Source organism: Deferribacter abyssi (assembly GCF_049472655.1).
GTDB lineage: Bacteria > Chrysiogenota > Deferribacteres > Deferribacterales > Deferribacteraceae > Deferribacter > Deferribacter abyssi.
The window spans coordinates 162,294-183,854 of record NZ_JAQNCS010000001.1; the positions used below are offsets into that span (position 1 = coordinate 162,294).

Annotated in this window: 20 protein-coding genes; 17 read left to right on the forward strand and 3 right to left on the reverse strand. The window is 31.0% G+C overall.

Translation table 11 applies throughout. The features are described 5' to 3' along the window. Positions 1 to 3 precede the first annotated feature (3 nt). From dapF to OWK30_RS00770, 10 genes are all read left to right on the forward strand, one after another. Positions 4 to 816 (forward strand): diaminopimelate epimerase, encoded by an 813-nt coding sequence (gene dapF, locus OWK30_RS00725; protein WP_423322592.1) that lies wholly within the window; start codon positions 4 to 6, stop codon positions 814 to 816. 13 nt (positions 817 to 829) lie between these two features. Then, positions 830 to 1,711, forward strand: coding sequence for a 4-hydroxy-tetrahydrodipicolinate synthase (gene dapA / locus OWK30_RS00730; RefSeq protein ID WP_423322593.1), 882 nt, complete (start codon positions 830 to 832; stop codon positions 1,709 to 1,711). A gap of 10 nt (positions 1,712 to 1,721) precedes the next feature. Beyond that, a complete protein-coding gene (gene dapB / locus OWK30_RS00735; RefSeq protein ID WP_423322595.1) occupies positions 1,722 to 2,528 on the forward strand; it encodes a 4-hydroxy-tetrahydrodipicolinate reductase in 807 nt (268 codons plus the stop codon). Positions 2,529 to 2,630: 102 nt separating this feature from the next. Then, complete coding sequence (locus OWK30_RS00740) at positions 2,631 to 3,359, forward strand: rhomboid family intramembrane serine protease (protein WP_423322597.1); 729 nt, start codon at positions 2,631 to 2,633, stop codon at positions 3,357 to 3,359. A 12-nt stretch (positions 3,360 to 3,371) separates the two neighbouring features. Then, on the forward strand, positions 3,372 to 4,187 hold the full coding sequence (locus OWK30_RS00745) for an SDH family Clp fold serine proteinase (protein WP_423322599.1): 816 nt from the start codon (positions 3,372 to 3,374) through the stop codon (positions 4,185 to 4,187). A 219-nt stretch (positions 4,188 to 4,406) separates the two neighbouring features. Continuing rightward, positions 4,407 to 5,231 carry an HAD-IIB family hydrolase gene (locus OWK30_RS00750; protein ID WP_423322601.1) on the forward strand — a complete coding sequence of 275 codons (825 nt, stop codon included), beginning with the start codon at positions 4,407 to 4,409 and terminating at the stop codon, positions 5,229 to 5,231. Beyond that, positions 5,224 to 6,435, forward strand: coding sequence for a glycosyltransferase family protein (locus OWK30_RS00755; protein WP_423322603.1), 1,212 nt, complete (start codon positions 5,224 to 5,226; stop codon positions 6,433 to 6,435). Before OWK30_RS00750 ends, OWK30_RS00755 begins: the two co-directional genes overlap by 8 nt. A 14-nt stretch (positions 6,436 to 6,449) precedes the next feature. Next, positions 6,450 to 6,971 (forward strand): cob(I)yrinic acid a,c-diamide adenosyltransferase, encoded by a 522-nt coding sequence (locus tag OWK30_RS00760; protein WP_423322605.1) that lies wholly within the window; start codon positions 6,450 to 6,452, stop codon positions 6,969 to 6,971. Positions 6,972 to 7,230: 259 nt separating this feature from the next. Further along, positions 7,231 to 8,979 carry a single-stranded-DNA-specific exonuclease RecJ gene (recJ, locus tag OWK30_RS00765; protein ID WP_423322607.1) on the forward strand — a complete coding sequence of 583 codons (1,749 nt, stop codon included), beginning with the start codon at positions 7,231 to 7,233 and terminating at the stop codon, positions 8,977 to 8,979. Between the two features lies 1 nt (position 8,980). Further along, the gene (locus OWK30_RS00770) at positions 8,981 to 11,113 is read left to right on the forward strand and encodes a RelA/SpoT family protein (RefSeq protein ID WP_423322609.1); all 2,133 of its coding nucleotides are present in this window, start codon (positions 8,981 to 8,983) and stop codon (positions 11,111 to 11,113) included. A 29-nt stretch (positions 11,114 to 11,142) separates the two neighbouring features. Here OWK30_RS00770 and OWK30_RS00775 read toward each other — a convergent pair whose 3' ends face one another. Together OWK30_RS00775 and OWK30_RS00780 are read right to left on the reverse strand one after the other, a co-directional pair. Next, positions 11,143 to 11,586 (reverse strand): ATP-binding protein, encoded by a 444-nt coding sequence (locus tag OWK30_RS00775; protein WP_423322611.1) that lies wholly within the window; start codon positions 11,584 to 11,586, stop codon positions 11,143 to 11,145. Beyond that, the gene (locus tag OWK30_RS00780) at positions 11,576 to 11,920 is read right to left on the reverse strand and encodes an STAS domain-containing protein (RefSeq protein ID WP_423322613.1); all 345 of its coding nucleotides are present in this window, start codon (positions 11,918 to 11,920) and stop codon (positions 11,576 to 11,578) included. Before OWK30_RS00780 ends, OWK30_RS00775 begins: the two co-directional genes overlap by 11 nt. Positions 11,921 to 12,103: 183 nt before the next feature. Here OWK30_RS00780 and OWK30_RS00785 point away from each other — a divergent pair, with 183 nt between their 5' ends. From OWK30_RS00785 to OWK30_RS00815, 7 genes are all read left to right on the forward strand, one after another. Next, on the forward strand, positions 12,104 to 12,997 hold the full coding sequence (locus OWK30_RS00785) for a selenium metabolism-associated LysR family transcriptional regulator (RefSeq protein ID WP_423322615.1): 894 nt from the start codon (positions 12,104 to 12,106) through the stop codon (positions 12,995 to 12,997). Then, positions 12,997 to 14,079, forward strand: a complete 1,083-nt coding sequence (gene mnmH, locus OWK30_RS00790) for a tRNA 2-selenouridine(34) synthase MnmH (RefSeq protein WP_423322617.1) — start codon at positions 12,997 to 12,999, stop codon at positions 14,077 to 14,079. The genes OWK30_RS00785 and mnmH overlap by 1 nt, the downstream gene beginning before the upstream one ends. Next, complete coding sequence (locus OWK30_RS00795; protein WP_423322619.1) at positions 14,024 to 14,749, forward strand: septal ring lytic transglycosylase RlpA family protein; 726 nt, start codon at positions 14,024 to 14,026, stop codon at positions 14,747 to 14,749. Before mnmH ends, OWK30_RS00795 begins: the two co-directional genes overlap by 56 nt. A 91-nt stretch (positions 14,750 to 14,840) precedes the next feature. Further along, positions 14,841 to 15,482, forward strand: coding sequence for a GntR family transcriptional regulator (locus OWK30_RS00800; RefSeq protein WP_423322621.1), 642 nt, complete (start codon positions 14,841 to 14,843; stop codon positions 15,480 to 15,482). A 16-nt stretch (positions 15,483 to 15,498) separates the two neighbouring features. Continuing rightward, complete coding sequence (locus OWK30_RS00805) at positions 15,499 to 16,884, forward strand: ATP-grasp domain-containing protein (protein ID WP_423322623.1); 1,386 nt, start codon at positions 15,499 to 15,501, stop codon at positions 16,882 to 16,884. 57 nt (positions 16,885 to 16,941) lie between these two features. Then, a complete protein-coding gene (locus OWK30_RS00810) occupies positions 16,942 to 18,498 on the forward strand; it encodes a KamA family radical SAM protein (protein WP_423322625.1) in 1,557 nt (518 codons plus the stop codon). After that, positions 18,461 to 19,645: a M20/M25/M40 family metallo-hydrolase gene (locus tag OWK30_RS00815; RefSeq protein WP_423322627.1), complete on the forward strand. Its 1,185-nt coding sequence runs from the start codon at positions 18,461 to 18,463 to the stop codon at positions 19,643 to 19,645. The genes OWK30_RS00810 and OWK30_RS00815 overlap by 38 nt, the downstream gene beginning before the upstream one ends. Positions 19,646 to 19,696: 51 nt before the next feature. Here the strand turns inward: OWK30_RS00815 and uvrC are convergent, their stop codons facing one another. Beyond that, on the reverse strand, positions 19,697 to 21,505 hold the full coding sequence (gene uvrC, locus OWK30_RS00820; RefSeq protein ID WP_423322629.1) for an excinuclease ABC subunit UvrC: 1,809 nt from the start codon (positions 21,503 to 21,505) through the stop codon (positions 19,697 to 19,699). Positions 21,506 to 21,561 lie beyond the last annotated feature (56 nt).

A 21,561-nucleotide genomic window follows, 5' to 3' on the forward strand; every position in this document is an offset into this window, starting at 1 on the left:
ATTATGAATATTTCTTTTTATAAAATGACAGGTAGTGGTAACGATTTTATTATCATAGATAATCGTGATGGTAAGATGAATGATATAAACCTAAATGAGTTTATACCTAAAGTGTGTGCAAGATGTGTATCAGTGGGTGCAGACGGATTTATTTTAATTGAAAATTCAGATAATGTGGATTTCAAATGGCAATTTTTTAATTCTGATGGGTCAGTAGCGGAAATGTGTGGAAACGGTTCAAGATGTGCCGCAAGATTTGCATATTTGAATGGGATTGCTGGTAGAAAAATGGCTTTTGAAACTATTGCCGGAATTATTGAAGCTGAAATTATGGATGGTTTCAATGTTAAAGTGCAGCTTACCGATCCCTTTGATGAGAAAATAGATTATAATTTGAATTTGAATGGAGAAGAACTAACTGTTTCCAGTATAAATACAGGTGTTCCTCATGCAGTTGTTGATGTGGATGATATAGAAAATTTCGATGTAGTGAAATACGGTAGGGGTATTAGATTTCATGAGTTTTATCAACCTGCGGGTACCAATGTGAATTTTTATAAAAAAATAGGAGAAAACAAGCTGAAAGTTCGTACTTATGAGAGAGGCGTAGAAAATGAAACTATGGCCTGCGGGACAGGCTCTGTGGCCACATCAATTGTGGCGGTTAAAAAAGGGATTGTAAAATCACCTGTAGAGATTGAAACAAGTAGTGGTTTGTTGTTAAAGGTTTATCTGGAAAATGGTAAGGTTTATTTAGAAGGTGAAGCAAGGGTTGTTTATACAGGAGTACTGAATAGAGAAGCTTTAGAATATTAAGAAGGAGGATGTCATGTTTAAAGGTAGTATTGTGGCTATAGTGACGCCAATGAAAAATGGGGATGTGGATGAAGATAAACTAAGAGAGTTAGTGGAATTTCAGATTGCGAATGGAACAGATGGAATTGTGCCTTGCGGTACGACAGGTGAATCTGCCACACTGACCTATGAAGAGCACTGTAAGGTTATTGATATTGTCATTGATCAGGTAAAAGGGAGAGTACCTGTAATTGCTGGAACAGGATCAAATAGTACGCATGAAACGATATATCTTACAAATCATGCCAAAGAAGCTGGTGCTGATGCAGCTCTTGTCATTACACCTTATTATAATAAACCGACTCAGAAAGGATTGTATGAACATTTCAAGTCTGTGGCAGAGGCTGTGGATATACCAATTATTCTGTACAATGTTCCAGGTAGAACTGCAGTAAATATGTTACCAGATACAGTTATTGAGCTTTCTAAGATAAAAAATATAGTTGGTATCAAAGAGGCAAGTGGCTCTCTTGATCAGGCTGCTGAAATTATTGCTGGCACGGACGACGATTTCCTACTTCTGAGTGGAGAAGATTCTTTAACTTTTTCACTTTTATGCCTAGGTGGAGATGGTGTTATTTCCGTTGCCACTAATATTGTGCCTGATATGATGGCTGAACTTGTAGATTCATTTTTTGCAGGTGATATCGAAAAAGCAAGAAGCTTACATTATAAACTCTATCCATTATTTAAAGCTATTTTTCTTGAAACAAACCCAATTCCTGTAAAAAAAGCTCTTTATCTAATGGGAATGATTGAAAATGATATTAGACTTCCACTTGTATCAATGACAGAATCAAATACTGAAAAACTAAGAAAAGTATTACTTGACTTAGGATTAAATTTAAAAAATTAGAGAGGTTACTATGAGTATCACAGCTATTTGTATGGTTGGTGCTGCAGGGAAAATGGGAAGAAGAATTATTGCGCTTGGTAAAGATGATAGTTCTATTAAAATAGCAGGTGCTCTTGAAGCTCAAGAATCAGCGTTTGTTGGAATTGATGCTGGAGAAGTGGCTGGTATTGGCAGTATAGGTGTGAAAATAACGGATGTTTTCGAGGTAGCAACTAAAGATGTTGATGTTTTGATAGATTTTACTTTTAAAACTGTAACTATGAAAAATTTAGATATGTATGAAAAGATTGGTAAACCTGTGGTAATAGGGACAACAGGGTTTGAAAGTGAAGAGGTAGAGAAAATAAAAGGTCTATCAAGTAAAATACCTGTGTTGCTTGCTCCAAATATGAGTCTTGGTGTAAATTTAACTTTTAAAGTGTTAGAGATGGTAGCTAAAGCAGTTGGTAATATTTATGATATAGAAATAATTGAGGCGCATCATAGGCTGAAAAAGGATGCACCAAGTGGTACAGCTATGAAAATGGCTGAGGTGGTGGCAAAAGCAACTAATAGGGATATTGAAAAGGATGCGGTTTATTGTAGAAGAGGATTAATTGGAGAGCGTAAGGATAATGAGATTGGGATACAAACTGTGAGAGCAGGGGATATTGTGGGAGAGCATACAGTAATGTTTTGCGGAAATGGAGAAAGAATAGAAATAACTCACAAAGCTCATACGAGAGATACTTTTGCAAAGGGGGCACTTGCTGCTGCAAAATGGATTAAAGATAAGCCTGCAGGTTTTTATTCAATGTTTGATGTTTTGAATATATGATTTTTTAATAACATAGTTGAAGCTTCACTGGTGTAAAAACCGGTGAAGCTTTTTACTTTATGAACTGGTTGATTTTTTTTGTATTAAGTATAATATATTTTTATGATTCCTATTAAAGATGTTATTCCCCGGAGAGAAACACCATTTGTTAATTATGTTTTAATCTTAGTTAATATAGTAGTTTTTCTTTATGAAGTATCTTTACCTCCTGATATTTTAAACAGATTTTTCTATATTTTTGGACTTGTACCTGCAAGATACACTCATCCAGAATGGGCTTATTTTGCTGGTTTACATATAGATAATTATTGGCCTTTTTTTACCAATATGTTTTTACATGGTAGCTGGTTTCATCTAATTAGTAATATGTGGACCCTTTATATTTTTGGGGATAATGTAGAGGATAGACTTGGACATTTTAAATATTTAATTTTTTATATTTTATCAGGGCTTGCTGCGAGTTTCACACATTTCATTTTTAATGTAGATTCGGTTGTCCCGGCTGTGGGGGCATCTGGCGCTATTGCGGGAGTTATGGGTGCGTATTTTATAATGTTTCCTCACTCTAGGATTATTACACTTATACCTGTATTTTTCTTCCCTTTTTTCTTTGAAATTCCTGCGGTAGTATTTTTAGGTTTTTGGTTCTTCTCTCAAATAATTTCGGGTACATTTACTTTAATAGTTAATCAAAATGCATCTGGTATTGCATGGTGGGCGCATATTGGTGGTTTTGTTTTTGGTATGCTATTTCATAAATTTTTCAAAAAAAATAATGATTATTATAGGGATTATTTCCCTGATGAACTTTTGTATAGATATTTTCGTTAAAAGAGGTGGGATATGGGATTTAATGAGCTTTTTTGGCTCTTTTTCATGCTGGCAGCTATGCAGCCAGTGATAAAACAGAGGATGATAGAATCAGCTAGACAGCGTTTGATTGCAAAGATTGAAAAAAATAGAGGTTCAAGAGTAATTCTTCTTGTTCATAGGCAAGAAACTATGAGTTTTTTAGGGTTTCCTGTTTACAAATATATCAATGTGGACGATTCTGAAGAGGTGTTAAGGGCAATTCAAATGACAGATGATGATGTTCCTATTGATCTTATTTTACATACTCCTGGAGGTTTAGTGTTAGCATCTTTGCAGATTGCAAGGGCTTTAAAAAGACATAAAGGGAAAGTAACAGTTTTTGTACCTCATTATGCTATGAGTGGCGGGACATTGATTTCATTGGCGGCAGACGAAATTGTAATGAGTGAAAATGCTGTGCTTGGACCTGTTGATCCTCAGCTTGGAGAATATCCTGCTGCTTCAGTATTAAAACTTCTAGAGCAAAAAGATATTAACAAAATTGATGATAAGACACTAATTTTGGCAGATATATCAAAAAAAGCAATAAATCAGCTTGAAAATGCGGTATATGAGTTACTCTGTGATAAGTATGAAGATGAAAAGTCTAGAGAACTTGCAAAAATATTATCCACAGGTACTTGGACTCATGATTATCCCATAACTTTTGATGAGGCAAAAAAAATGGGTTTGCATGTTTCTAGCGATATCCCTACAGAGGTTATGCAACTGATGAGTTTGTATCCTCAACCTGTAAGGCGAACCTCTTCCGTTGAATATTTGCCAATTCCCAAGCACAAATCTTAATAATTAGACAATGATCCTTAGTGAGATAATTGTATTTTTATCATTACAGAAAGTAATAGTAGGTAGGCAATGTTTTTGTTGTTAGCATATGTGTGATTTTATAAGATTGTGTAATATTCTTGAATCATGCTTTGAACAAATTGTAGTTCGTAGTTATTTGTAAATCTAATATAATTTAAAAATCTTTACAAAATTAAAAAGTTATTTCATTATAAGTATATGAAAAAAATAATTATATTTACTGATCTTGATGGTACACTTCTTGATCATAATACTTATTCTTATGAAGCGGCTAAGGAAGCCATAGCAATTATAAAAAAAATCAATGTGCCATTAATTTTTACCACAAGTAAAACAAGGGCTGAAGTTTTAAAACTACAAGAAGATATGGGAATTTATCAACCTTTTATTGTGGAAAATGGTGGTGGTATAATTTTTAGGGAAAAAGATATTGATGAGAATATTAAAAGAATTGCTGAGAGGCTTGGAAATGGTTATTATGCTTTAATATTAGGAGAAAAAAGAGAGGATTTGATTAAGTTTGGTCAGAATTTAAAAAAGAAGTGTAAGTTAAAGCTTTTTTCTGAGATGGAAGATGATGAGCTTATAAGAATTATGGGACTACCTTATGAAAAACTTTTGCTTAGTAAGATGAGGGACTTCAGTGAACCTTTTATTCTAATGGATGAATGCGTGGTTGAGGTACTTTTGAGGGAAGTGGAAAAAAGTAAATTTAAAATATTAAAAGGTGGAAGATTTTATCATCTTGTTGGTAAATATCAAGATAAAGGGAATGCTGTAGAAAAAGTCAAAAAATTTTATATGAAAAAATATAAAAATATTGTTACAATAGGTATAGGGGATAGCAGCAACGATATTGATTTGCTAGAAAAAGTAGATTATCCAGTATTAGTTAAAAGATGGGATGGGGAACATGTGGAATGTAGGATAAAAAATGTGATTAAATCAGAGCTTGTAGGTCCTAAAGGTTTTAATTATGAGGTAATTAGATTATTAAAAATTTTAGGAGTGTTTCATGGCTGATTTTTTTCAAAATGGCATTATTACAACTTTACAAAATGTTACGAAAAGGCCAATAGAAGAAATTGAAGCTGAGATTTTGCAATTTGTTGATAAAAGAAAGATTGCACTATTGTTGCCAGCATTATATTCAGAATTTGAAAGACCTGCGATGTACACTATTATTGAAGAATTAAAAGAGGCTTATTTTATAGATACAATAGTTCTATCTCTAGATCAGGCAAATGAAGAGCAATTTTTACATGTTAAAAAAGTAATGAGTGAATTACCTCAAAATGTAAAAATAGTTTGGAATCATGGTAAAAAAATACAAAACTTGTATTCTAAATTACTGCAAAAAGGTTTTCCCCTAAATATACCAGGTAAAGGGAGAGTTGTGTGGATGGCTCTTGGGTATATATTAGCTGATAATAGATTTTATGCTATAGCATTACATGATTGTGACATAGTAAATTATAAAAGGGATATTGTAGCAAAGTTGGTTTTTCCTATTATTCATCGTGGTCTAAATTATGAATTTAGCAAGGGGTTTTATGCGAGAGTGTCTGATAAAATATATGGTCGTGTTATGAGGTTATTTTTTACACCACTTGTAAGATCTTTAAAAAAATTATTAGGTTATGATAATAAATTTTTGGATTATTTGGATAGTTTTAGATATGCCTTATCAGGAGAATTTGCTATAATTAGAGAGCTTGCTAAAGGTATAAGATTTTCTCCTGATTGGGGTTTAGAGGTATCATTATTAAGTGAAATTTATCAAAATACTTCAATTAATAGAATCTGTCAGGTTGAAGTTTTAGAAACATATGAACATAAACATAATACCATAGACAAAAATCAGCCAAATAAGGGTTTACTACGAATGGCAACAGATATTGCTAAGACACTTTTTAGAATATTGAGTCAAGAAGGGATACTTTTGTCTGAAGCTTTTTTCAAATCTCTTGTGAGTACTTATTTTCAGCAGGCTAGGATAGCCATTGAATCGTTTAATGCTTTAGCAATGATAAATGGTGTTGCTTTTGACAGGCATAAAGAGATTGCTGCTGTTGAAGCTTTTACCCAAGCAATAGATAATGCTAAAAGTGATTTCTTGGAAAATCCTATAGGGATAAGGCTTATTTCACCATGGGTGAGAGTTGATTCTGCTTTACCAGAATTTGCTAATGAGCTTTTAGAAGCGGTAGAAGAAGATAATAAGTGATTTATATCTGTTAAATGATGTTGAGTAGAGGTTTTGTACAGCTTTATACTGGTAATGGAAAGGGGAAAACTACAGCAGCTATTGGTCTTTCTATACGAGCTGCTGGAGCAGGATTTAAGGTTTTGTTTGCTCAATTTTTGAAAACCGCTAAATATAATGAGCATAATATACTTGCACAAATTAAAAATATCGATATGAAGACATTTGGTAGAGGTTGTTTAATAAGGGGTAAACCTGAAAATATTGATTATAAACTTGTATTAGAGGGGGTTAAGGAAGTAAAAAAATTAATAAATACAACGCAATATGATTTGGTAATTCTAGATGAGATAAATGTTGCTGTTTACTATGGGTTGATTGAAAAAGATGAAATTTTAAATCTGATAAAGGAGAAGCCTTTGAGTTTAGAGATTGTTTTAACTGGCAGATATGCTCCAAAAGAATTTATCGAAGTTGCTGATTTGGTTACAGAATTTAAGGAGATAAAACACTACTTCCATCAAGGGATACTTGCCCGTGAGGGGATAGAAAAATAGCAGGTATTATTACAGTAAGACACTATTCAATAGTATAATTTTATAAAAACTTTTATTGATAATGATGGATATTTCGTTGTTAGCATTAAGTGGTAGTATTAAAGATATTTTTTAAGCAATGACGATTGATATTTTGTTTTTTAATGCTTTAGTGTGTATTGTGTAATAATTTCAGTAAAATCAAACATGTTGATTTAAATAAAAAATTCTATATCATAAAAAACAGATATTGTTGTTATAAATCTAACTTGGTGAAGAAATGAAAAAATATTTGGGTTGTTCCCCAAGATATGAGTGGTTTATAGAAGAAGTTAATATAGAAAAACTTTTTGATCTTTTAGATAAGTGGCATTTGCCAATACCTGTTGGTATGACTCTTTTCAAAAGAGGAGTATTAACTTCTAATGATTTAAATACGTTTTTTAATACTCCTTTACAAAGCTTGAGAAACCCTTTCCATATGAAGGATATGGAAAAAGCTGTGAGGAGAGTATATGAAGCAATTATAGCTAAAGAGAAAATATGTATTTACGGTGATTATGATGTAGATGGTGTTACTTCTACAGCCTTAATTTATTTGTTTCTAAAAGAGCTTGGAGCAAATGTTATATACTATATTCCAAACAGACTGGAAGAAGGATATGGGCTGAATTTTGAGGCTATTGATGAGCTGAGGTTAAAAAAAATATCACTTTTGATAACGGTAGATTGTGGTATTACTGCTATAGATGAAATTGAATATGCAAAAGCATGTGGAATTGATGTAATAATTACAGATCATCATAGACCTTTTGATGAATTACCAAATGCTTACAGTGTGTTGAATCCTATAAGAGAAGATGATGAATATGAATTTAAGGGTTTATCCGGAGTAGGGGTAGTTTTTAAGTTTATTATGGCAATAAGATATTTTCTTTCTATTAATAATTTTTTTAAAGATAAAATGCCTAATTTGAAAAAATATCTTGATATTGTGGCTTTAGGGACAATAGCTGATGTTGTCCCAATGGTAGATGAAAATAGAATATTTGTAAAACATGGGCTTAAAATACTATCTAGTAGAGATGTAAGAATAGGTTTAAATGAATTAAAAAGAGTAACTGGTTTATTAAATACTAATATTGAAGTATCCCATGTAGGGTATGTTTTGGCCCCAAGAATTAATGCTGTGGGGAGGCTTGGGGAGAGTAATAGGGGAGTGAGGTTGCTTATTACTAAAAATAAAAACGAAGCAAGATGGCTTGCAGAAGAACTTGATATCGAAAACAAGTATCGTCAGGAGATGGAAAGAAGAATTTTATCAGATTCTTTCAATAAAATTGAAAGGCTTGGTTTGGCACAAAAGTACTCAGGTATAGTATTATATTCTGATAGATGGCACCCTGGGATAATTGGGATTGTGGCGTCTAGGGTTGCAGAAAAATATAATAAACCTGCCATTGTTATCTCCCTTGAGGAAGGGGTTGGAAAAGGTTCTGCTAGAAGTATTGCAGACTTTCATCTTTATGATTGTTTAAAGGAAATTTCAGATCTTTTTCTAAAATTTGGTGGGCATAGATATGCAGCTGGTATACAGCTTTATGAGCAAAATATAAAACTACTTCAAAGACGTTTTGATGAAGTTATTAAAAAATATAGGGGTACTAATCAGCAACATCCTGAGCTTGTTATAGATGCCATAGTTAAACCTAAAGATATAAATATGGACCTTATGAATTGGTTGGAAAGAATGAAGCCTTTTGGTCAGGGGAATCAAGAACCATTGTTTTGCATGAGGGATGTAAAGAAGTATCAGCAGTTTGCGTTTACGGGTAGGGATAAATCTCATATGAGAGGATTTATAGAAAAAGATCGGTATGTTTTTGAAGTTGTTGGTTACAATATGAAAGATTATCAATCATATGTTAGAAATCATGATAGCTTTGATATTGTTTTTACTCCTGAAATTAATCAATGGTTTGGAGATCGTTCGATATTATTAAAATTAAAAGATATAAAAAGAGTTTAATATGCCAGAAGTGAAAAAAGTTGTTAGATTGCTAGATATTCAGGAAAGATTAATCAAAAATGGAATTAAGAACTTAGAAAAATTACATAAGGCATACGTGTATGCTGCTACGAAACATAGGGGTCAGCTCAGAAAAAGTGGTGAACCTTATTTGTCGCATCCTTTAAATGTAGCTTATATTTTAGCAGAAATGAATATGGATCTTGATACAGTTGTAGCAGGTTTGTTGCATGATACTCTTGAAGATACAGATGCAACCTATGAAGAACTGGTAAATTTGTTTGGGGAAGATGTAGCATTTCTTGTAGATGGTGTTTCAAAAATTGGAAAAATTAATTTTAAATCTCACGAAGAGAAGCAGGCTGAAGCATTTCGTAAAATGCTTATTTCTATGTCTAAAGATATCAGGGTAATTGTCATAAAGTTAGCAGATAGGCTTCATAATATGCGGACGATTCATTATCTGAATGAAGAAAAAAAGAAAAGGATTGCAAAGGAAACTTTAGAGATTTATGCCCCTTTATCTCATAGACTTGGGATTGCATGGATAAAATGGGAGTTAGAAGATTTATCATTCAGGATTCTTAATCCTGAGGCATATTATGATATTTATAATAAAGTTAAGTTAAAGCGTAGTGAGCGAGAAGAATACTTAAAAGAAGTTTTGGCTGTTGTAAAAAAAGCTCTTGAGGATGAAAGAATTAATGCTGAAGTTACAGGGCGTCCTAAGCACTTTTATAGCATTTATACTAAGATGATTAGAAAAAAAACTTCTTTTGATGAAATTTACGATCTTCTTGCATTACGAATTTTGGTAAAAACAGTTCCTGAGTGTTATGCTGCGTTGGGTGTTATTCATAATTTGTGGAAGCCGATACAGGGAAGAATAAAAGATTATATAGCTATGCCCAAATCTAATATGTATCAGTCTTTGCATACTACTGTTATTGGTCCTAGAGGAATGAAGGTTGAGTTTCAAATAAGAACATATGAAATGCACAGAATTGCTGAAGAAGGGATCGCTGCGCATTGGAAATATAAAGAAGGTAAAGTTTTTGACCCTAAAGAGGACAAGACTTTTGTTTGGCTCAGGCAATTGCTGGAGCAAAAGGATTTGAAAGATCCAAAGGAGTTTGTGGAGGCTTTAAAGGAAGATGTTTTACCTATACAGATATATGTTTTTACTCCTAATGGAGATATTGTGGAGTTACCGATTGGTTCTACTCCAATAGATTTTGCTTATGCAATACATACAGAAGTGGGGCACAGATGTGTAGGAGCAAAGGTTGACGGTAGAATGGTGTCCTTAAAATACAAATTAAAAAATGGTGAGAAGGTAGAGATTTTAACTTCATCAAATCAGGAGCCTCGTAGAGATTGGTTAAATTTTGTTAAAACTAACAGAGCTAAAACAAGGATAAGAAGTTATTTACGTAAAAAAGAAGAGGATAAGGCTATTGAAACGGGGAAGTATCTTCTTAATAAAACATTTGATGAGCATGAATTAGTTTTTGAAGAAGTAGTTAAGGATAAAATTAATTTAAAGAAGATTTTGGATAAATTTGGTTTAAAGGACTTTGATGATTTAATTAAAGCTGTTGGTTATGGGAGGCTTTCTCCAAAACAGGTTGTTCATGTCTTTGTGAAACCAAAGGAAGTTCAGAATATTCAACCCTCAAAGAGTGTGTCCAGAAAAAATCCTTTTATAATTGATGGTATTGATAATATGATGGTTAAGATTGCTCAATGCTGTAAACCTTTGCCTGGAGATAAAATCAAAGGGTATATTACTAGAGGACGTGGTGTAGTGGTTCATAAAGAAAATTGTAAAAATTTTAGAAATATTGCTATAGATGAAAATCGTATCATTGATGTGGATTGGAATGTGGATTTAAGTTTTAAAATGTCAGTGAAAGTGGATTCAATTACAGAGGATCGTCCAGGTATTTTAAGTGAGATAACAAATGTAATCAAAGATATGGGGATAAACATTATAGAATTTACTGCAAGGCCAATAATGTCAGGTAAAGCTAGACAAACATTTAGTATAGAAATAACGGATAAAAATCAACTCAACAAACTGATAACAAAAATAAAAAGTATTTCGGGTATAGAATCAGTTAAGGTTATTTAAAAGTATGTTATAGTTTCAATTTAAGAATTTTACGCAATATTAAAATTTTTTGATTTACAATCAGAGTTTTTAATGATTTTATTGATAATAACTTTTTTGTGAACGTTTTTTTCAATAATGATTTCATCTACAAGCTGTTTTATAAGATATAATCCCTTACCGCACTCTGATAGTGGATTTAGTTTTGAGGATGGATTAAAATTAAAAAGTTCTCCTTCATCAGTTACTTCAAAAGTCAATATATTATTATGTAAATATACAGTTATATTAACTGTTTTATTTTTATCATTCTTGTTACCATGGATTATGGCATTACTAACTAACTCGGATAAAACAAGCTCTAGATAGAAATACTCTTCTGATGTTTTATAAATATTTTTTCTTTTCAGGATATCGATAATATAAATAATAGTTTCTGGTAAAAGTTTTAAATCTGATTGTATAGACACATGAGCTAAAACATTAGGTTTCATTGCTAAGTTCGTTGATAGCTTCTGATAAATTTTTGGAAATCTCAAGAGCTCTTATTAAACCTGTAGTTATGAAAATGGATAAAACCTTTTCATTATCTGTTACAATTCTAAGTTTAGCGTTTTTCTTTAAAGCTTCTTTGTGAAAGAATACCAAAACACTTAATGATGTACTATCCATATAGTCCACTGAGCATAAGTCAAGAAGTATTTTAGTACCTTCTTTAATATCTGGTGTAATTATGTTTCTTAAACCATTTACATTTGATGCGTCTATTCGAAAGGAATTTATTTTATAAATAAAAATACCATTTTTCACTTCTTTCTTGATTTCCATAAATAACTCCTTTTTTTCAGTATTATGTTAACTATGTATAATTATATCAGTTTATTGTATGTTGTTCAATATTTTTTAGTCTTTATACAGGGGTACTCCAGAGTAAAATTATCTATTGATTTTTTCTATAATATCCTTAATAATATTTATAAGTATTATAAAATATTTTGAAGAGAGGTTGTTATGGATTTCAAACAGATAGAAGCATTCGTGTTTGTTGCAAAGTATAAGAGTTTTTCAAGGGCTGCAGAGAAGTTATTATTAAGCCAACCAACTGTATCCACCCACATCAATTCATTAGAGGAAGAATTAGGTGTCAAATTGTTTGAAAGATTATCTAAAGAAGTTTTATTAACTGAAGCTGGTGAAATATTTTACCCATATGCTGTAGATATGCTCGATTTAAGGGAAAGAGCATATGAGGCAATAAAAGAGTTCTTACACGAAATTAGTGGGCATATCAGGATAGGTTCTAGTACGATTCTTTCAGAATTTATCCTTCCTACGGCTATAAAACAATTTAAAGAAAAACATCCAAAAACTTATTTTACCATTGATGTTGGAAATTCCCAAGCTATAGTTCAAAGAGTTTATGATGGTATATTAGATTTTGCTCTTGTTTCAAGAAAAATTCCTAAAAAAGGATTAGAATATACTCCATATTTAAAAGACAATATTATTCTTGCTGTTCACAAAGAGCATCCTTTTTATACTAGAGATAGTATTTTCCTAGAAGAAATTTTAAATGAAAATTTTATCGTAAGAGAACTTGGCTCTGGTACAAGAGCAGCTGTCGAGCATGCTTTGAAGAGAAAAGGGTATGATTTTGATTCTTTAAATGTAGTTGCTACTGTTAGTACAACACATGCTGTATTACATAGTGTTAAAAGAAAATTAGGAATAGGTTTTATGAGTGAATATGCATTAAAAAATGAAATATGTACTAACGAAGTCATTGGTATACCTATTGTGGATTTAGTAGTAGAAAAAGACGTATATCTAGTTCATAGTAAAAAGAAGACTCTTAGAAACTCAGTTAAACAATTTATTGAAATTTTAAAACATATCGAAAAATAATGTTGTATATTGAAGAAGTTCTCCTTGATGATGTATTGAAGAAAGGACTATCTAGTTTTAGTTTTATTGATGTAAGATCACCTTCAGAATTTTTAGCTGATCATCTACCTTATGCTGTAAACATACCATTGTTGAACGATGAAGAAAGAGCAATAGTTGGTAAAATTTATAAAACAAAAGGAGTCCATTCAGCGAAATTTAAAGGTATAGAAATTGTAAGCCCTAAAATCCCTTTTCTAATGAATCGAGTTAAGAATGTTGTTAATAAAAATAAAAAAGATACCATAATGTACTGCTGGCGAGGAGGAGATAGAAGTGAAGCTATGGTAGCCTTTTCAAAGCTTGCAGGCTTAAATGTACTTAAGTTAAAAGGTGGTTATAAAGCTTTTAGAAAATTTGTTTTTAATTTTTTTGAATGCCAACTAGGATTTTCATACAGACCAAAAACCATAGTTATTTATGGACCCACTGGTTCTGCAAAAACTAGTTTTTTAAGGACTTTAAAATTAGAAAATTTTCCTGTTATAGATTTGGAAGGTGCGGCAGCCCACAAAGGTTCAACTTTTGGTTTTATAGGGGAACCGGATTTCAAACATGTAACGCAAAAAAGTTTTGAAACAAAAATATGGAAAGATTTCTATATATCAAATTACAATAATTTTGTTATAGTAGAAGGGGAAAGCAAGAAAATTGGTAAAGTTACATTACCAAATTCTCTATATACTTTAATGAAAAATGGGATTAACATTCTTGTTAATCCAAGTATAGATTTTAGAGTGCAATACACTCTTGATAATTATCTCCCATATTCTGATGAAAATTCAATATTTACAGCCCTATCTAAAATAAAAAAATATCTTGGGTATAGAAAAGTCACTGAACTATATAATTATTTCAAACAAAAACAATATACTGATTTTGTTTACAATCTTCTTGTAAATTATTATGATCCACTTTACAAAAAATCCTTACCTAATAAAATTGACTACACAGTCACATATGAAAGCATAGAAGAAGGACTTAAAAATGTCAAAGAAATACTCGTTAGTATTTTTGATAATTATACTATCTCTAACATTTAACGGTTGTGTAACAAAACACAAACCTACACGCTACAACGCAAAAGGAATACATTACGGTAAACCATATATAATAAGAGGGAAAAAATATTACCCATATACCAGAGTAAAAAATTTTGAACAGATTGGAATAGCCTCATGGTATGGTAGAGAAGAACATGGTAAACTTACTGCAAGTGGTGAAATTTTCGACATGTATAAGCTAACAGCGGCTCATAAGTTGCTCCCTTTAGGCAGTATTGTTCATGTAAAAAACCTTGAAAATGGCAAAGAAGTGACCGTGAGAATTAATGACAGAGGGCCATTTGTATCTGGAAGAATAATTGACCTGTCATATGCAGCTGCTAAGAAAATAGGTATAGTAGGAAAAGGGGTTGCGAAGGTTAAAATTACATTATTATCTGAAAATCCTTACTTTTATCAGTTAAAAGGGAAAAGAATAGATATAGATAAAGGTAGTTTTGCAATACAGATTGGTTCATTTAAAAATTATTACAATGCCAAACGATTAAAGAATAAATTTGAAAATGCAAAAATTATCACTGCATATATAAAAGGAGTAAAATTTTATAGAGTATGGTTAACTGGTTTTAACTCTCTTCAAAAAGCTAGAAAATATTTAGCAAGAATTAGATACAAATATCATGAAGCTTTTATTATATCACAGAAGTAACGAATAATTGTCAACTATGCATAAAAAATCTTGACAATTTGTTTTATCGGATATACATATTGTCGACAATCGACTGTTGACAGGGTGGCTTATGTTTGATAGAGAGACATATAAAGACAAAGTTAAAAAATTTATCTATAATATGATACTAAAAGGAAAATACTCTCCAGGAGACCAAATAAAAGAAACTACCATAGCAGAAACCTTGAATATAAGTAGAGCACCAGTAAGAGAAGCATTGAGAGAACTAATAGTTGATAGAATCCTTGAATATGTTCCTCATAAAGGAACTTTTCTTCGAAAATTAACACCAAAAGAAATCATAAATATCTATACCACACGTGGTGTTTTAGAAGGGTTTGCAGTTGCTGAATCTATGTTCAAACTTACTGAAGAAGATTTTGAAACATTAAAAAAGCTTACTTCAACTATGTTTAAATCAGCCAAAAGCAATGAAAATGAAATTTTAATTGAAGCAGGTGGCGAGTTTCATGAATTACTTTTTTCAAAATGTGACAATACTCTTCTCGTTCATGAAACAAAAAAGTTAAGCTTTCGCTCCCATATTCTCTTTTCTCAAAACTGGACAGAAATATATACACCTGATGAAATTAAAAAAAGACATGATTTAATTATAAAATCTCTATTAAGTGAAAACAGAAAATTAGTGGAAGAGGTTATTCGGGAACATTACTTTGAAACAGGGAAAAAAATAGCGCTTTTCATTATATAATTTTTAGGAGCCTATGATGGAGCATGTATTATTTACAAATTTTGAATATGACACCAGTAAGTACTATTTTCTTTATCTTGGCGAGCTTAAAACCTATGGAATTAACTTGTTTTTTAAAGAAGCTTTACAAAAATTGTTTCCGGATAAAGAAATTGATTTTTTTGCTATTGTTCCTGACGTATTTGAACAATACGATTATGATAATATAATTGTAATAAACCCTATTGTTGAAAACTATATAAAAAAATCTCACAATAAAAGAAAAATTAGCTCTAGAATTACTTCTAGAGAGTTTTATACAGCTGTGTCTCACAATGAATATGTCCATACATTGATAAACAAAATAATTGAAAATCAAAAAGAACTCTATGTATATATGTTTGAGAGTTCACCCTATTTAACATTAATTGAAAGAGAAAATGTCCATTTGATAGGTCCAGACCCATTTTTAGTAGAAAAATTTAATAACAAAATATTCCAGTATACACTTTTGAAGGATTTAATCCCTGTTGTTGAACATAAAATTTGTAATACGTTTACCCAACTCATAGAAGAATCAGAAAATTTACGTGAGAAATGGGATGAGGGTATTTTTGTAACTTTGGAATATAGTGCTGGCGGAGCAAATAGCGTAGTTTCATATACAAAAAGAGACCTTTTTAATAAATATAAAGGATTTGATACTAATTATTTAATGTCAAAATATATTCCCCATAAATATGACCCCACTGTATTAGGCGTTGTAGGAAATGAAAACGACATTTATATAGCAGGTGTTGCTGATCAAAGAATTGTAGATGGTACAAGATTTACTGGGTCCACTTATCCTTCTGTTTTACCGAAAGATATCATTGATAAACTCTATGAATATACTAAAACAATTGGCAAAATCTTAGGTAAATATGGTTATCGTGGAATTTTTGGCTGTGACTATATAGTAGATGATAACCAAAATATCTACTTTGTAGAAATAAATGCAAGGAAACAGGGGACAACATTGGAATTTTGCTGTACTCTTGAAAATTGTCTCCCCAAAAATGCACCTAACTTACCAGAACTTGAACTTCACGCAGTTTTATACAATAAATTTCCTGAAAATACCATAGAAAAAAGAGATTGTAATGATATTCATTGGGGAACTTACAATTTTAAAGTCCCTTCCAATACTGTCACGGATGGTTACATACCACAATTTAAAGATGAAAGGGAGGTATTCAGGAAGGTTGCTCAAGGAAAGTTAAAAAAAGACTATGTAGTATTAGAACATATTGGAAACGATTTTATAATTACATCAGGAACTTTTCTGGCAAGAATAGTCTCTGTAGCTCAAAACAGAAATGATATGGTTGAAGGTATCGATTTTGGTAAAAAGTTAGTAGAAAACACAATATTTATACTTTAATGGAGAATCTATTAACACGTAAAATATAAATATTACAATGATTCGTAGGAGGAAAAAATGAATTTTCAAGATTCGTTTACAAAGGAACTTTTTGAAAAGCTTTTTAGTGGAGAAAAGAAATCGGTTTATAAGTTTTTAAAAATTGAAATTGATGAGCTTTATAAGCAGGCCAAAGAAGAAAATTTCACTGGCCCCATAATAGAACTTTTTAGAAAACTATTGAAATATAGAGAAATGGATAACATTTCCGCTGAATCTTTTGGCTTCACAAAAAATCAACTGTTTGAATTGGCAGAAAAACATCGTAAAATTGATGAACATGGTGTTACAGTTGGTGGTAGAGTTCTAAGAGCATTACCTATCGTTGAAGAAGCAAATAGCAGAGTAGCAGAATATATTGAAAAAAAAGATATAGAGGCACCGAGTGGTGTAGAACTTTGGGATCAAATTGTTGAAAATAAGAAAAAAATACAAAAGATACTTGGTATATCTGATGAAGAGTGGAATTCTTATTCTGGTCAGTTGAAATATGCTATTGAAGATGTTGAAACTTTATCGAAGATAATTGAACTGCCAGAAAAAGCTATAAAAGATGTCCTTCGTGTAACTCAAAACTATAGAATGAGACTCACTCCATACTATGCTAGCTTAATAATGCCTGAAAATATTAATGATCCAATTTTACTTCAATCTGTTCCAACAGGAGAAATGGTGGATAATGTAGGAGTAGAAATACCACCTGTGGCAGCTGATCATTCTCCTGCAAGACTTATAGACCAATTCTATCCAAGGGTAGTAACTATTAAATCAACTAACATGTGTGCAATGTATTGTACTCACTGTTTAAGGATCGCTCATATAGGTAAAAAAGATAGAATTTACAATAAACAGGCGTATGAAGAAGCATTAAATTACATTAGAAATAACAAATTTATTAGGGATGTTCTCGTAACTGGTGGAGATGCTTTTGTTCTACCCAATAAACTATTAAAATGGATTCTGAATGAACTTGACAATATAGAACACGTTAAAATGAAAAGAATAGGGACAAGAATTCCTGTAACAACACCACAACGAATTGATAATGAATTACTTGATATTTTGGAAGAAAGTAATGATAAAAAACCTCTTAGAGTTGTTACTCAAATAAATACTGCTCAGGAAATTACCCCTATTTCAAAAGAAGCGTTTAAACAAATTTCAAAAAGAGTTTCTGCTGTATTAAATCAGGCAGTATTACTAAAAGGGATTAATGATACAAAAGTTAAAATGTGGAAACTGTGCGAAACAATTCAAGAAGCATACGTTAGACCATATTACGTCTTCAATTGTAGCTATAGAAATCCACAATTTGCACACATGAGAGTCCCCATTGAAGTGGGACAAGATATTATTGAATGTATGTATGGTAATATTTCAGGTGATGCCATTCCAAGATATATAGCAACTGCGGGTGGTAAAATACCTCTTCACAGAACAAATCTTGTAGACAAAAAAAATGGTGAAATAATACTGAGAAAACCTTGGAGTGGCGAAGAAGTTGAGTACCCTGATGCAAATCCTGATCAGTATTACGATGATGAAAAATTTGCATTCAAAAAGTACTATGAATAGAGAAATTTTTGATAGATTTTACACAGAGCATGAGCAAGAAATGCTCATGCTCTTTAAACAATTAGTAGAAACTAATTCTTACAGCTATAATCATAAGGGAATAAAAAAATGCTTAGACTTATTTTCTCAAGCTGCGTCACCTTTTTTGAAAACTACTTATCTTAACAATAATTGCCTTCAAATTTCCAATCATAATCTTGATGAAAATTATGCCCTATTTGTAGGGCATATGGATACTGTGTTTCCAGAAAGCTCCCGTTTCCAACATTTTGTTACTGAAGGTAATTTGATTAAAGGACCTGGCACATACGATATGAAAGGCGGGCTAATTGTAGCCCTTTACGCATTGAAATTTTTGCATTATTTAGGAATTTTAAGCAATATTCCTATATGCTTTTTAATTAACTCAGACGAAGAAACTGGTTCGTTGAGTTCGAAAAAAAATATTCAAGACTTAGCAAAAAGTGCCATTTTTGCATTTGTTTTTGAAGGAGGAGGGAAAAACGGAGAAATTGTCACTGCAAGGAAAGGTAAAATAGGGTTAAAAGGAATCGCTCAAGGTGAGGCTGGTCATGCTGCTTTCATCATAGAAAATAAAAAATCTGCCATTTTGGAAATGGCATATAAGGTTATTAATTTTGAAAAGCTAAATAATCCTATAAAAAACATCTCATGCAACGTTGGTAAAATAAATGGTGGAACAGGTGCTAATATCGTACCTGATTACTGTGAAGTTTCAATTGATATCAGATATAGTTGCAAGAATGATACTAAAGAATTAAATGAAAAAATACAAACATTGATTCAAGAAAATAATGTAAAAGGAGTGGAATTCAAGTTGGTAAAAATATCTGAACGCCCTTGTATGGAAAGAAAAAACAATTTGGAGTTATTTACAATAGTAGAAAAAACATGTTCAGATTTGAATATAAAAATTAAAGAAGAATTTAGAAACGGTGTTTCTGATGCAAATTTTATCGCTGAGACTAATACTCCAGTTCTTGATGGTTTAGGTCCTATAGGCGGCAATGACCACAGTGACAGGGAGTTTATATTCAAAGATTCTTTAAAAGATAGAATTTTTTTAACAGCTAACGCATTAACAGAGTGTTATAGTTACTTTATCAAAAAAACTCTTAATAGTTGAAAACTTGTTTTTTGAATTGTGTAATATTCTAAATTTATCAAGATTGAAATCCTAATCACCTTTTTCTATATAATCAATTATTTTTTTTGCGATTTTCAAAGGGATTTTACATTTGTTTACTAAATCTTCAGTTGAAATATTTTTATTAACATAAATATCAGGAAAAGCTTTCAAAACTTTTTTTGCTGTTTTTTCTCCAACCCCTTCTAAACTCATCAAAGGTGACATGTTAATATGCTTCAATAATAATTTCCTTTGATACTCAATGGCAAACCTATGGGCTTCATCTCTTAATTTTTGTAGAAATAGAAGTATGTCATCATTCTTTTGAAACATTATCGGATTTTTTCTACCTGGTATAAACACTTCTTCTTTTGAAATTGATTTTTTATAATCCTCTTTTTTTGATCTACCTTTTGCTATGGCAATAAAACTTCCTCGTACCCCTGCATCTTCAAATCCTTTTAAGGCACTTTTAAGTTGTCCTTTCCCACCATCAACTATATACAAATCTGCTAAAGACTCTTTCCCTTCTTTAATTCTAACCCCTTTTCTAAAAAAAAGTTCATAAATGGCTGCAAAATCATCATTTTTTACTGATTTTATTTTATATTTTCTATATTTGCTTTTGTTAAACTTTCCTTTTTCATAAGCAATAGAAACACCTACAGTAAAATCACCGTTAAAATGAGAAATATCTACACATTCGATATAATCTGGGATTTTAGACAAATTAAATTTTTCAGTTAACCTGCTTAATAAAACCTTTTCTGATATTTTAGTTTCGCAATATTTCTTAAATGTAATTTCCAAGTTTCTTTCAGCAAAATTAAGCATATCTTTTTTTAATCTCTTCATCATTTTTATTTTTTTATCTTCAAAAAGTGATTTTATTGCAGATTCTAACACATCAGAATAAATCACATTTTTATTGAAAATAATCACAAATTTTTGTGGTTTACTTCTTTTTTCATAATAGTACTGGCTTACAAAGCTTATAACATCATCCATATCTAGACTCATTTCTAAAAAATTATTATCAATTCCGATAATTTTTCCTCCTCTCACAAAGATATATATTACTCCGCAAATGTCTTCATTTATTTTTTTAAAGTAAAAGATATCAAGGTTTTCATTATCAGCTAAAACAGCAACCTGTTTCAAAGATAACTTTTTTAATCCTTCTATTCTATCTCTTAATTCAGCTGCTTTTTCAAATTCAAGCCTTTCAGATGCTTTAAGCATTTCTTCTTTTAAATATTTTTCCACTTCATTAATCTGCCCATTAAAAACTTTAATAATATTCTCAACATTTTTCATATATTCAGTTCTGGATATAAGTTTTTCGCAAGGGCCACTGCACTTTTTAATCTGATAATTTATACATATTTTACTCTTTTTAAATGTTGTTTCATTACAAGTTCTTATTGGAAAAAGCTTTAATATTTCTTTAAGTAAACCTCTAACATCCCCTACATTTACAAATGGACCTATATATTTACCATCTTTGTCAATTCTTCTTGAAATAAGTATTTTTGGATATTCATGATTTGTAAGTTTTAAATAGGGATAACTTTTTGAGTCTTTTAGCAAAACGTTATATTTTGGTTTTTCATTTTTAATAATATTTGCCTCAAGCAGTAATGCTTCTACCTCATTGGATGTTACAATAAACTTTAAATCTTTTGCCTCTTTTAATATAAGGTTTGTTTTTATAGTTTTATTTCCTTTTGTAAAATAAGAGCTAACTCTTTTTTTTATGTTTTTAGCTTTTCCCACATAAATAGGTTTATTTTCTATATTAAGAAAAATATATACACCAGGTAACTCAGGAATAATATCTAATTTTATTTTTTTCATCATATGAAAACTAACAAAATTTTTTAAAAAGTAAATATTAACTTTCATTATTCAAA

Excerpts from the sequence above, each read along its gene's own strand:
- uvrC (WP_423322629.1), bottom strand. The coding sequence starts at position 21,505 with ATGAAAAAAATAAAATTAGATATTATTCCTGAGTTACCTGGTGTATAT.
- OWK30_RS00805 (WP_423322623.1), top strand. The coding sequence starts at position 15,499 with ATGGAGCATGTATTATTTACAAATTTTGAATATGACACCAGTAAGTAC.
- OWK30_RS00760 (WP_423322605.1), top strand. The coding sequence starts at position 6,450 with ATGATGTTGAGTAGAGGTTTTGTACAGCTTTATACTGGTAATGGAAAG.
- OWK30_RS00785 (WP_423322615.1), top strand. The coding sequence starts at position 12,104 with ATGGATTTCAAACAGATAGAAGCATTCGTGTTTGTTGCAAAGTATAAG.
- mnmH (WP_423322617.1), top strand. The coding sequence starts at position 12,997 with ATGTTGTATATTGAAGAAGTTCTCCTTGATGATGTATTGAAGAAAGGA.
- OWK30_RS00810 (WP_423322625.1), top strand. The coding sequence starts at position 16,942 with ATGAATTTTCAAGATTCGTTTACAAAGGAACTTTTTGAAAAGCTTTTT.
- OWK30_RS00780 (WP_423322613.1), bottom strand. The coding sequence starts at position 11,920 with ATGGAAATCAAGAAAGAAGTGAAAAATGGTATTTTTATTTATAAAATA.
- OWK30_RS00740 (WP_423322597.1), top strand. The coding sequence starts at position 2,631 with ATGATTCCTATTAAAGATGTTATTCCCCGGAGAGAAACACCATTTGTT.
- dapB (WP_423322595.1), top strand. The coding sequence starts at position 1,722 with ATGAGTATCACAGCTATTTGTATGGTTGGTGCTGCAGGGAAAATGGGA.
- OWK30_RS00800 (WP_423322621.1), top strand. The coding sequence starts at position 14,841 with ATGTTTGATAGAGAGACATATAAAGACAAAGTTAAAAAATTTATCTAT.
- dapA (WP_423322593.1), top strand. The coding sequence starts at position 830 with ATGTTTAAAGGTAGTATTGTGGCTATAGTGACGCCAATGAAAAATGGG.
- recJ (WP_423322607.1), top strand. The coding sequence starts at position 7,231 with ATGAAAAAATATTTGGGTTGTTCCCCAAGATATGAGTGGTTTATAGAA.
- OWK30_RS00745 (WP_423322599.1), top strand. The coding sequence starts at position 3,372 with ATGGGATTTAATGAGCTTTTTTGGCTCTTTTTCATGCTGGCAGCTATG.
- OWK30_RS00815 (WP_423322627.1), top strand. The coding sequence starts at position 18,461 with ATGATGAAAAATTTGCATTCAAAAAGTACTATGAATAGAGAAATTTTT.
- dapF (WP_423322592.1), top strand. The coding sequence starts at position 4 with ATGAATATTTCTTTTTATAAAATGACAGGTAGTGGTAACGATTTTATT.
- OWK30_RS00755 (WP_423322603.1), top strand. The coding sequence starts at position 5,224 with ATGGCTGATTTTTTTCAAAATGGCATTATTACAACTTTACAAAATGTT.
- OWK30_RS00750 (WP_423322601.1), top strand. The coding sequence starts at position 4,407 with ATGAAAAAAATAATTATATTTACTGATCTTGATGGTACACTTCTTGAT.
- OWK30_RS00770 (WP_423322609.1), top strand. The coding sequence starts at position 8,981 with ATGCCAGAAGTGAAAAAAGTTGTTAGATTGCTAGATATTCAGGAAAGA.
- OWK30_RS00775 (WP_423322611.1), bottom strand. The coding sequence starts at position 11,586 with ATGAAACCTAATGTTTTAGCTCATGTGTCTATACAATCAGATTTAAAA.
- OWK30_RS00795 (WP_423322619.1), top strand. The coding sequence starts at position 14,024 with ATGTCAAAGAAATACTCGTTAGTATTTTTGATAATTATACTATCTCTA.